The following is a 10,611-nucleotide window of genomic DNA, read 5'->3' as shown; positions in this document are numbered from 1 at the left end:
TCGGACGGTTCACCGCGGTCGTGCACTGCGGGCACACCGGGCGCAGGCCACGGTCCCGGATCTGCCGGGTCAGCGACGAATACGACTGCTTGAACCGCATCTCGACGAGTTCGTCGAACAGGGTCTGCGCCCACAGATGCGGGTCCTCGAGCAAGCGGCTGGTGACGTACTCGGCGAACGGCTCGAACGGGTCCTCGTCCCGGTGGCGGACACCCGGCTCGGTGACCCCGTTGAGATAGTTGCGGACGGTCTTACGGTCCCGTCCCAGATGACGGGCGATCGCTGAGATCGTCCACCCCTGCTTGCGCAGAGCATGTGCTTCCACGGTCTCTCCTTGTGTGAGCATGAACGAGCGGGGCCTCCCTCGAAGGGCTGGTGCGTGGTCAGAGACCACCAGCATCACGGGGAGGCCCCGCCCATTACTTGGCGGGTGCACACAAGTGGGGAGATTCAGTTAGCAGAACTGGGGAGAATCAACGAGCGCAGTCAACACTCTGGTACGCCCCAAGAAACGCATCGTCGGTGAGTGAGAGAATCGACTGATGCAGATGACCGCAACTCAGCAGCAATGCATGAGCCCGATCCCCGCGATCGTAGGCGTCGATAAGCGCAATCGTCACACGCCCAATCTCCGACGACGGAGCGATAATCGTCGTTGGTTGCGTCGAAGATCGCCGTTCCGAATCGGGCACAACAGTAGGACCGACACACCCAGCCATGCTGCCGACAACTCCAAGTATCACTACCGTCACCGCCGCACCCCGTCGAGCAAGGCTTCGGCGACACTTCGACGGGATCACTGGCTTCACGTCTCGTTCAGCATCCGCCACAACACACCCCTACGTCGGCAGACGTAAATACCAGGACGATAGCGCGATTTCGAAGTCGGTCATCGTGGCGCCATGCTGGACTATCGCGTCTCCGCTACAAAATCGCATATCCGCCATTTATCGTTCAACTTCTCCCAACGACCGAAGTAAAGAACGGTGTTATCGGAGTCCATACCCACTGCATGCTTATCATACCTAACAGCTACGCGAGCAGTGACACTAGCGCCGTTATTCGACAACAGATTGTCCGTCATCCTTCGGACCGCTCCGTTCCCACGTTCACGGAACGAATCCTGCTGTGCAGCGCGAAACTCCTCCTCCGACTGGTGGGCAAATTGCGAGTGGAGCACACCGCACGTCAGTTCGAGAAGGCTATTCCTGTCCGCTCGATTCAACGCATCAATAAGCTGAATCGATATCATCTCAGGCGCTGTCATCGACGGACGAATCCACGTCGACTGCGTCGAAACCAGCTGACTCGGGTCAGGGGGCGAATACGGACCAACACATCCTGATACAGAGAGGAGCGCGCCCACCCCCACAGTCACCACTGCACTTTTCCGCTTGTTCATCACTTTGGCGCTCCGAATAGAATGTCGTAGATACCATTTGCGGTCACTATATCCCAATATACACGAGCTGTCTCCGTACACACCGCCAACCTCGGATCGGCAAGTCCGTACATAAACCTACAATTTTGCACCAAATCCGAATAGAGCTGCCCATTACAGAAGGTCCATAGATCCTTTCCGGTTTTTCCAGTTTGTTTCGTACCGTACCCATCAAGACACATATCGTGACGGGCACATGGTCCACTGAAATTCGCGTTCGCGCCAAGGGAGGGGAACTGATCGGGCGAACCCGAGCAGTAGTCATGCTTTAGTGAATACGCGAAACAGCTTTGCCCAGAACTTTGAAGCTGCTCACATTTCGGATCATAGATGTAATCATCTGGAACCTTCACCTCTGGGATTCCCTTATCGCCGCCGACAATTGAGCCGCCAACACATCCGCCGTTCTCGTACTTGACCAGACAGAATTGTGGATCACCGCCTCGCGTGCCCGTTCCACACGTCGGAAGCGCCGCTATCGCCGAGATGTCATCTGCCGTGGGCGCGTCGACAGCCCCGCTCATGAACGGGGTGACGCCGTCTGCCAGTCCGAGCGCATGCCCCAACTCGTGTACCAAAACACGAACCCTCTGAGTCGAAGACACAGCCCTCGAAGTGTTTACCTGAATCGCCCGCGACAGCGGAACGTACTCACCGTCCCAGATATCATTCGAGGGAGCGAATGCGATCGATGTGTTGGCGGGACCATCTACCACCTCGATCTTCGCACCCAACGCCCGCCACACGTTCACAGCCGCCTTGATGTCATCCGCCATCGGACCACTCGCGTTGACGGTAACAGGGTTCGAGTTGACTCGACAGTCCGAAGTAGAGTTGCGCGGAGGCTCAGACACCGACGTCGCACGATTGTTCGTCTGCGCGCCTGTTGTCGGCGGGCTCTGCCCCGTCGTCGGCGGCTGCTGCGCGGTCGTCGGAGCCTGCGTGACGGTCGGAGCCTGAGTAGGCGTGCAGTTCATGATGCACGAGTTCGGGTCCACGTCGTCAGGCGTGGGCATCGGCATCACGGTCCCCTGGAAACCGCCGTTACCCTGCGTCGGAGCGCTCGGCGTGTCAGGCGGCGTGTACCCAGGAACTGTTGTCTGGGGTGCCCCAGGAGCCGTCGTTGGGACACCGCCCTGCGTCGGCTGCGGACCCTGCGTCGGATCTGGACCAGGGATGCAAGTCGTCGCTCCTGGCGGACACACCGCCATCGCGGGAGCTGCGCTGAACGACAACGTGGTCACAAGCAGAGGAAGGATCGCGGCGTAGACCAGCTTGCGCCAGCGGTGCAGCTTCGGCGGCTCGGGCGCAGGCGGAGTCAGCTTGCGTCTGCCGCCCGACGGCGGCACGGACCTACACGCGAATGCGATCCTCAGTTTCGGACTGAGCTCGGTATCTGACATCGTGCACCTATAGCTCGACAACATGAATACCTGGACGGTAGCACCAGAGTGAAGCGGTGTCCCCACAACCTCACAGAGACACCCCGCAGCGCCCAGCGCATATGCGAACGCAGACGTTCCGACGCCCCGCAAACAGCTGCGCAGCCCGTCCTGTGATCGGGCGGGACTGCCCATGCGCGGGTGGACGGTGCCTTGCGGCTGGTGGTTTTGCGTTGTCTGGACATCGGTCAGCGTCGCCCAGGGCGGTCGTTCACGTATTGGGTGAACAGCCCCCGCAGTATGAACCAGCGGTGAACGCCGCTCCTACCAGGACGTAGACGGGGCCCACTCGTCTCCTCGAAGCCCTCGGCGGAGCCAGGCACCCGTGTGTAGTCCACGGGCTCCCACATCCTGATGATGAAGTGGGTTAGTGCCTCGGGGTGATCGCACGCAGCCCGCGTTGCCGATGGCCCCAAATACGACGCAGAGGGAAACGTCAACGGAATCCACATCGACCTACAGGTGCTCGGTGACATAAGGACATGACCGAGGCAGAGGCAGCGTTGTACGAGAGCAAGCGGTTCCCCCGCGTCACAGCACACCAGCTCCGTCACACTGCGGCGTCGCTCATGATCGCGGACGGCGCACACATCAAGACGATCCAGAAGCAGCTCGGGCACAAGTCGGCGACGGTGACACTCGACCATTACGGGCACCTGTACCCCGACGACCTGGACGATATCGCTGCGCGCATGGGCGTGCGCTTCCGGCGCGGCTGCGGAAAGCCGTGCGGGGAAAACGCGGGGACAACCCGCTAACGGGGACAGATCTGGGAACGAAAACGGTCCCTGACCTGCGGTGCAAGTCAGGGACCATCTGTGGAGCCGCCGGGAATTGAACCCGGGTCCTCCGCTATTTCTACGGGGCTTCTCCGTGCGCAGTCCGCTGTGTCTCTACTCGGATCTCCCCGTCTCACGGACGAGCGAGGATGACGATCCCAGTCGCTGTTGGATGTCCCCCGCGATGCCGCGACCGCACCGCGAGGTGAATCCCTCTAGCTGATGCCAGTACCCGGGCCGAGGGCGAACCCGGACTGACAGACTCGCCTGGCTGCTTAGGCAGCGAGAGCGAAGTCGCGCTGATTGGAATCGGCGCTTAATTGGTTGCTGCGACGCTTACGGTGGTCTCCAGCCTGCACCGGCACGCTTCCCCCGCGTCAACAAACGAAGTCGAAACCGATCGGCCCCTCATCGCCGCTTCCGCGGTGCCCACCCCTTGCGGAGTGGAAGTTCCATACTACCGCACCGTCACCGGCGGGTGTCCAACGATTATTCAGACGGTGCGCAGGCGCACGCCCGCCGCGGAGGCGTTCATGTTGACCAGCACGGTGAGCAGCACCGCGCCCACACGATGCGCCAGCGACACGACCTTGGCACGGTTCTCGACACTCATGGATCCGCTCCTTCACTTGAGTCTCATGAGTCACACCAGTAACTCGTATCTCCAGTGAACGCCCGCAACCCGACGAATCGGGCGCGACACGCCGCGCACCGTCGAAAAGAAGCTAGCCGCGCATGCCCTTGACGCGCCGGCCCAGCTCCCGGACCAGCTCGCGCTCGGCGGTGCGCCGGGCGATGTCCTGCCGTTTGTCGTAGTCCTGCTTGCCCTTGGCCAGCGCCAGCTCGACCTTCACGCGGCCGTCGTTGAAGTACATCGACAGGGGCACCAGGGTCTGATTGCCCTCGCGGATCTTCCCGGTCAGCGAATCGATCTCGCGCCGGTGCATGAGCAGCTTGCGGGTGCGGCGCGGCGTGTGATTGGTCCACGACCCGCTGCCGTACTCGGGGATGTGCAGGCCGCGCAGCCAGACCTCGCCGTCGTCGATGGTCGCGTACGCGTCCACCAGGGAGGCCTTGCCCTCGCGGAGCGCCTTCACCTCGGTACCCACCAGCACCACGCCCGCCTCGAAGGTGTCGAGGATGGCGTAGTTGTGGCGCGCCTTGCGATTGCTCGCGATCACCGAGCGCCCCTTCTCCTTCGCCATCGCCTCTTCCCTTCTCCGCGCGGCTGCCGGCACCGTGCCGGTGCGGCTGGACAACCACTCCATCGTACGGGGGTACGACGGTACGCGGAAAGCGAGTTATCGTCGGCGAGCGCGGGCGGGCGCTACTCCCGCACGTAGAACCGCAGGGTGAGGTAGGCGGTGACGGCGGCGAAACCGGCGCCCACGAGGATCAGCCAGGGCGAGACCAGTAGCACATCGGTGCTGGTGATCCTGGCCAGGATGTTCACGCCGTACATCTCCCGCAGGGCCCGGTCGAAGAACAGGGTCTTGCCGGCGAACAGGCCGCCGATCGCGAGGACCGCGCCGATCAGCGCAGCGAGCACCGCCTCGAGCAGGAAGGGCAGCTGCGTGTACCACCGGGTGGCGCCGACGAGTCGCATGATCGACACCTCCGTCCGTCGGGTGTACGCGGCCACCTGGACCATGTTCGCGATCAGCAGGATCGCGGCCACGGCCTGGATCAGCGCCACGAAGAAGGCGGCATTGCGCGCGCCGTTCAGCACGGAGAACACGCGCTCCACGAGCTCGCGCTGGTCCTGCACGCCGGACACGCCGGGCTGTCCCTTGACCGCGTCGATCACCGCGGAGAACTTCTTGTCGTCGCCGACGCGCACTTTGAAGGAGGCGGGCAGCACGCCCGGGCGCACCAGCTCGGCGAGCTCGGGCTGACCGGCGAAGGTCTTGGTCTTCGCGGTCTCCAGCGCCTTGTCCTGCGAGATGTAGTCGAGCGAGTCCACGCCCGGCTGCGCCTTGATCTTCGACTCGATCGCCTGGCAGACGGCCTTCTGGCAGTCCGGATCGTCGGCGGCGACCTTGTCGTCGACGAACACCTGGATCTCGACGCGCTGCAGGAAGATGTCCTGGCTCTTGTCGGCCATCCGCACCACGAGCAGGCCGCCGCCGAACAGGCCGAGCGAGATCGCGGTGGTGAGGATCATGGCGATCGTCATGCTCACGTTCCGGCGCAGGCCGGTGAAGACCTCGCTGGTGATGAAACTGGCACGCACGTGGATTCAGTCCTTCGGTTTCGTTCGTCGGTGGGCGGGCGCGGCGGGCGCCGTCAGCGGCCCAGCCCGTACACGCCGGTCGCGTCGTCGCGCACCATCTCGCCCATCCGGAACTCGATGACCCGGCGGCGCATCGAGTCGACGATGTGGCGGTCGTGCGTGGCCATCACCACGGTGGTGCCGGCCCGGTTGATCCGGTCGAGCACGTCCACGATCTCCGCCGAGGTGTCGGGGTCGAGGTTGCCGGTCGGCTCGTCGGCGAGCAACAGCAGCGGTCGGTTGGCGATCGCACGGGCGATGGCCACGCGCTGCTTCTCACCGCCCGACAGCTCGCTCGGCATGCGGTTGGCCTTGCCGCCGAGGCCCACGTAGTCCAGCACCTGCGGCACCGTCCGGTCGATCACGTTGCGCGGCTTCCCGATCACCTCGAGCGCGAAGGCCACGTTCTCGGCGACGGTCTTCTGCTGCAGGAGCCGGAAGTCCTGGAAGACGCAGCCGAGCGACTGCCGCAGCTGCGGCACGCGCCGCGCCGACAGCTTGTTCACGTGGTACTCGCCCACGTACACATCGCCACTCGTCGGCTTGTCCTCCTTGAGGAGCAGCCGGAAGAAGGTCGACTTGCCCGATCCGGACGGCCCGATCAGGAAGGCGAACTCGCCCTTGCCGATCTCGACCGACAGGTCATCGAGCGCCGGCCTGGCGGACGCCTTGTACTTCATCGTGACGTTCTGGAGCGTGATCACGGTCGCCCAGTGTACTGACGCCGGGGCTCAGCTCGCGGGAACCGTGGTCGTCGGTGCGCCGCCGCTGGTCGGGGCCCCGGGAATCTGTGCGCCCGGCACCGGGAGGGGTATCGTCGCGCCGCCGGGCAGGACGATCCCGCCCGGCGTCGTGCCGCCCACCGTCGTACCGCCCGACGGCGCCGTCCTGGGCTCGACGGAGCCGCCCGGCACCGTCGACGACGGTGCGCCGGATCCGGACGGCTCGGCCGTACCACTGGCGGCGGTCGACGTGGCCGCGGACGATCGCACCGGACTCGAGCGGACGGTCGGCTCGTCGTAGGTGGGCTCGGCGGTGGTGCGCGGCGCCGTCACCGGTGCCTGCGTGCCGAACCGCTGGACGTCCTGCGGCACGAACTGATCGCGCAGCGACAGGTACCACCAGGACAGTCCGAGGAACACCAGGATCAGGATCGCGGTGCTGGTGCGGGCGCGGGTGTGCGGGACGGTCTTGGGCAGTCGCTCCCACGGCGTCGGCCGCTGGGGGGCCGGCGTGCTCGAGGACTCCTCCGCGGCGGCGGGAGCCCGGTTCGACGGATCGGTCATGACGGCCTCACTTCGGCCTCGTCGTCGACGGTGTCGGTCACGGGCGCGACGTCGATGCCGGCGGTGGCCAGACTGCGGACGATGCGCTCACGCAGGTTGCGGCCGACCTCGAACTGCTTGCCGGGCAGCGTCCGCGCGACCATCCGCACGTTCACCTGGTCGAGGTCGATCGAGACGACGCCCATCAGGGAGGGCGTGTCGAGCAGCAGCGTGGACATCACGGGGTCGTGGTAGGCCCGCTCCCCCACGCGCTGCAGCAGTGAGTTGACCTTGCCCATGTCCACGTTCTTCGGCAGCGGGATGTCGACCACCGCGCGCGCCCAGTCCTTGGACAGGTTGGTGGCCTTGACGATCTGCCCGTTCGGAACCGTGATGACCTCGCCGTCGGTGTTGCGCAGCTTGGTCACGCGCAGGGTCACGTCGGAGACGGTGCCCTCGGCGGTGGAGCCGCCGGTGAGCGAGAGGTTCACCACGTCACCGAAGCCGTACTGCCGCTCGGTGATGAGGAAGAAGCCCGCCAGCAGGTCCTGGACCACGCGCTGGGCGCCGAAGCCGAGGGCGGCGCCGATGACGGTGGCCGGCGCGACGAGCGCGTTGATGGGGACGCCGAGCGCTTTGACGATCTGATACCCCATGAACAGGTAGATCGCCGCGATCGCGACCCAGCTGATCACCTGGATCAGCGCGTGCTGGTGCTTGGCCGACTCCGACCGGACGAGCGCGTCGCCCTTCTTGAACTGCGCGTCGATGTGCATCGTGACGCGGGCCGAGGACCAGTTCACGAACCGGTTCGCGAGCACGGCCCCGACGATCCACAGCGCGATCGGCAGGATGCGCTCGAACATCAGCAGGCGCCACCCCGTGAAGGTGGGGAGCGCCGAGTTCGCGAGGAGGCTACTGATCGTCATCGCCGCGCATCCGCCAGCGGATCCCGGCCTCGATGAAGCCGTCCAGGTCACCGTCGAGCACCGCCGACGGGTTGTTCACCTCGTAGTTCGTGCGCAGGTCCTTGACCATCTGGTACGGATGCAGCACGTAGGAGCGCATCTGGTTGCCCCAGGAGGCGCCCTCGGTGGTGCTGAGCGCGTCCATCGCGGCGCGCTCCTCCTGCCGCTTGCGCTCGAGCAGCTTCGCGGAGAGCACCTTCATCGCCGCGACCTTGTTCTGCAGCTGGCTCTTCTCGTTCTGACAGGTCACGACGATGCCGGTGGGGATGTGCGTGAGCCGCACCGCGGAGTCGGTCGTGTTGACGGACTGGCCACCGGGACCGGAGGAGCGGTAGACGTCCACCCGGACGTCGTTCTCGTTGACGTCGATGTGGTCGGTGGTCTCGACCACCGGCAGGACCTCGACCTCGGCGAAGGAGGTCTGCCGCCGCCCCTGGTTGTCGAACGGGCTGATCCGGACGAGCCGGTGCGTGCCCATCTCCACCGACAAGGTGCCGTACGCGTAGTCGGTCTTGACGGTGAACGTGGCGGACTTCAGGCCCGCCTCCTCGGCGTAGCTGGTGTCGTAGACCTCCACGCCGTAGCCGTGCTTCTCGGCCCAGCGGATGTACATGCGCATGAGCATCTCGGCCCAGTCCGCGGCGTCGACGCCGCCGGCCCCGGCCCGGATGTTGATCAGCGCGTCGCGCGAGTCGTACTCGCCCGAGAGCATGGTCTTGACCTCCATGGCCTCGATCTCGGTGCGCAGCTTGGCGCGGTCACCGTCGGCGTCCTCGAGCGCGGCGGCGAGATCCTCGCCCTCCTCGGCCTCGGCGAGCTCGTACAGGACCGGCAGATCGTCCAGCCGCTGCCGCAGATCGGTGACGCGACGCAGCTCGGCCTGCGCGTGGGAGAGCTGGCTGGTGACCTGCTGCGCGTTCGCCTGGTCGTTCCACAGCTCGGGGTCCGACGCCTTGTGTTCGAGCTCGTCGACGCGCCGGCGCAGCTCGTCGAGGTCGATCACCTTCTCCACCGTCTGCAGGGTGGTGTCGAGGCTCTCGATGTCTGCGGCTACGTCAGGATGCACAGTCACCCAGGATACTGGCCGGGCGCGCCGTAGGAGTCCGGTGGCGGGGTAAGACTGCCCAGCTGCCACGAGCTGTCGATCTTCCCCACCTTGTAGTAGACCGGCAGCCTGTCCCCCACCTCCGGCCAGCGCTCCGCGAAGTCGACGACGAGCCGCCGGTACACGGGCGTCGGCGCCGTGGTCGGGCCGACGATCGAACCGGAGACCGTGACGAATGCCTGCCCCTTCTGGTCCGCCTCGACCGGACGCGGGCTGACACCGCTGAGCGTGAGCGTTCCGTCCTCCATGCCCGGACCGGCGGGCGCGGTGCCCAGCGTGCCGCGCTTGGAGCGCTGCCACATGACGACGAACGCACCCAGCATCGCGGCGAGCATCAGAATCCAGATCCAGACCATATGCCCAGATTACCGACGGCGTCCGCTGCGCGCCCGCGACCGCGCTCCGATACCGTTCTCGCATGTCGAGCGCACCGTCGAACTCCCCGAATCCCGATCTGGCCCTGGCCCTCGCCCTCGCGGACGCCGCGGACGCGCTGACCATGGCCCGGTTCGGCGCCCTGGACCTGAAGGTCGACGCCAAGCCCGACCTCACGCCCGTCTCCGACGCCGATCTCGCCACCGAGACGCTGATCCGCGAGCGGCTCGCCGCCGAGCGTCCCGACGATGCGGTGCTCGGCGAGGAGTTCGGCGGCGAGCCCGTGTTCGCGGGCCGGCAGTGGGTGGTCGACCCGATCGACGGCACCAAGAACTACGTGCGGGCGGTCCCCGTGTGGTCCACGCTGATCGCGCTGTTGGAGGACGGCGTGCCCGTGGTCGGCGTCGTCTCCGCCCCCGCGCTGCGGCGGCGCTGGTTCGCCTCGGCGGGCGCCGGCGCGTTCGTCTCCTTCGACGGTGCCGCGCCCCGCCGGATCTCCGTGTCGGGCGTCCGCGAGATCGCGGACGCGAGCATCTCCTTCTCCGATCTGTCCTACTTCGCCGACCGAGCGAGCCGCGACCGCTTCCTCGCTCTCGCCGACGACGCGTGGCGGCTGCGCGGCTACGGCGACTTCTGGAGCTACTGCATGGTGGCCGAGGGCTCGGTGGACATCGCGGTGGAACCCGAGGTGTCCCTGTGGGATCTGGCCGCCGTGGAGATCGTGGTCCGGGAGGCCGGCGGCCTGTTCACCGGCACCGACGGTACGCCCGGACCCCACGCCGGATCTGCCGTCGCGGCGAACCCGGTGCTGCATCCGCAGGTGCTCCGCCGTCTCACGGACTGACACAGCGACACGGCTTTCGTCCCACCTCTTGGCACGCAACTTACCGCGGAGTAAGGTCACTCCTGACTCAAGAGTAAGTTGGCGATCGCGCCGGCCGGGAATCCTCCCGTGACCGGCCTC

10 protein-coding genes, 1 other RNA gene and 1 pseudogene are annotated in these 10,611 nt (G+C 65.8%); 2 read left to right on the top strand and 10 right to left on the bottom strand.

Annotation, left to right across the window (positions count from 1 at the left end; genetic code table 11):
• Together AXK61_RS03835 and AXK61_RS24780 are read right to left on the bottom strand one after the other, a co-directional pair.
• On the bottom strand, positions 1–346 hold a 346-nt coding region (locus AXK61_RS03835), incomplete at its 3' end, for a helix-turn-helix domain-containing protein (RefSeq protein WP_156485549.1).
• Between the two features lie 1,055 nt (positions 347–1,401).
• Positions 1,402–2,217, bottom strand: coding sequence for a phospholipase A2 (locus AXK61_RS24780; RefSeq protein WP_156485548.1), 816 nt, complete (start codon positions 2,215–2,217; stop codon positions 1,402–1,404).
• 1,169 nt (positions 2,218–3,386) lie between these two features.
• Between AXK61_RS24780 and AXK61_RS03830 the strand changes: the two are divergent.
• Positions 3,387–3,641: pseudogene (locus AXK61_RS03830) on the top strand (tyrosine-type recombinase/integrase); the annotation flags it as partial.
• Between the two features lie 58 nt (positions 3,642–3,699).
• Here the strand turns inward: AXK61_RS03830 and ssrA are convergent.
• From ssrA to AXK61_RS03790, 8 genes are all read right to left on the bottom strand, one after another.
• Positions 3,700–4,070: a transfer-messenger RNA gene (gene ssrA, locus AXK61_RS03825) on the bottom strand.
• Between the two features lie 317 nt (positions 4,071–4,387).
• Complete coding sequence (gene smpB, locus AXK61_RS03820; protein WP_068571721.1) at positions 4,388–4,867, bottom strand: SsrA-binding protein SmpB; 480 nt, start codon at positions 4,865–4,867, stop codon at positions 4,388–4,390.
• A 122-nt stretch (positions 4,868–4,989) separates the two neighbouring features.
• Positions 4,990–5,895 (bottom strand): permease-like cell division protein FtsX, encoded by a 906-nt coding sequence (ftsX, locus tag AXK61_RS03815; RefSeq protein ID WP_068743872.1) that lies wholly within the window; start codon positions 5,893–5,895, stop codon positions 4,990–4,992.
• 53 nt (positions 5,896–5,948) lie between these two features.
• Positions 5,949–6,638 carry a cell division ATP-binding protein FtsE gene (gene ftsE, locus AXK61_RS03810; protein ID WP_068743870.1) on the bottom strand — a complete coding sequence of 230 codons (690 nt, stop codon included), beginning with the start codon at positions 6,636–6,638 and terminating at the stop codon, positions 5,949–5,951.
• A gap of 27 nt (positions 6,639–6,665) precedes the next feature.
• Complete coding sequence (locus AXK61_RS03805) at positions 6,666–7,220, bottom strand: hypothetical protein (RefSeq protein ID WP_068743869.1); 555 nt, start codon at positions 7,218–7,220, stop codon at positions 6,666–6,668.
• Positions 7,217–8,128, bottom strand: coding sequence for a mechanosensitive ion channel family protein (locus AXK61_RS03800; RefSeq protein ID WP_068743867.1), 912 nt, complete (start codon positions 8,126–8,128; stop codon positions 7,217–7,219). The genes AXK61_RS03805 and AXK61_RS03800 overlap by 4 nt, the downstream gene beginning before the upstream one ends.
• Positions 8,115–9,233 (bottom strand): peptide chain release factor 2, encoded by a 1,119-nt coding sequence (gene prfB / locus AXK61_RS03795; protein WP_068571875.1) that lies wholly within the window; start codon positions 9,231–9,233, stop codon positions 8,115–8,117. The genes AXK61_RS03800 and prfB overlap by 14 nt, the downstream gene beginning before the upstream one ends.
• A gap of 2 nt (positions 9,234–9,235) precedes the next feature.
• A complete protein-coding gene (locus AXK61_RS03790; protein WP_068743865.1) occupies positions 9,236–9,628 on the bottom strand; it encodes a hypothetical protein in 393 nt (130 codons plus the stop codon).
• 62 nt (positions 9,629–9,690) lie between these two features.
• Between AXK61_RS03790 and hisN the strand changes: the two genes are divergently transcribed.
• Positions 9,691–10,491 carry a histidinol-phosphatase gene (gene hisN / locus AXK61_RS03785; RefSeq protein ID WP_068743863.1) on the top strand — a complete coding sequence of 267 codons (801 nt, stop codon included), beginning with the start codon at positions 9,691–9,693 and terminating at the stop codon, positions 10,489–10,491.
• Positions 10,492–10,611 lie beyond the last annotated feature (120 nt).

Source organism: Tsukamurella pseudospumae (assembly GCF_001575205.1).
Lineage (GTDB): Bacteria > Actinomycetota > Actinomycetes > Mycobacteriales > Mycobacteriaceae > Tsukamurella > Tsukamurella pseudospumae.
This window is presented reverse-complemented; position numbering and strand designations above follow the sequence as displayed.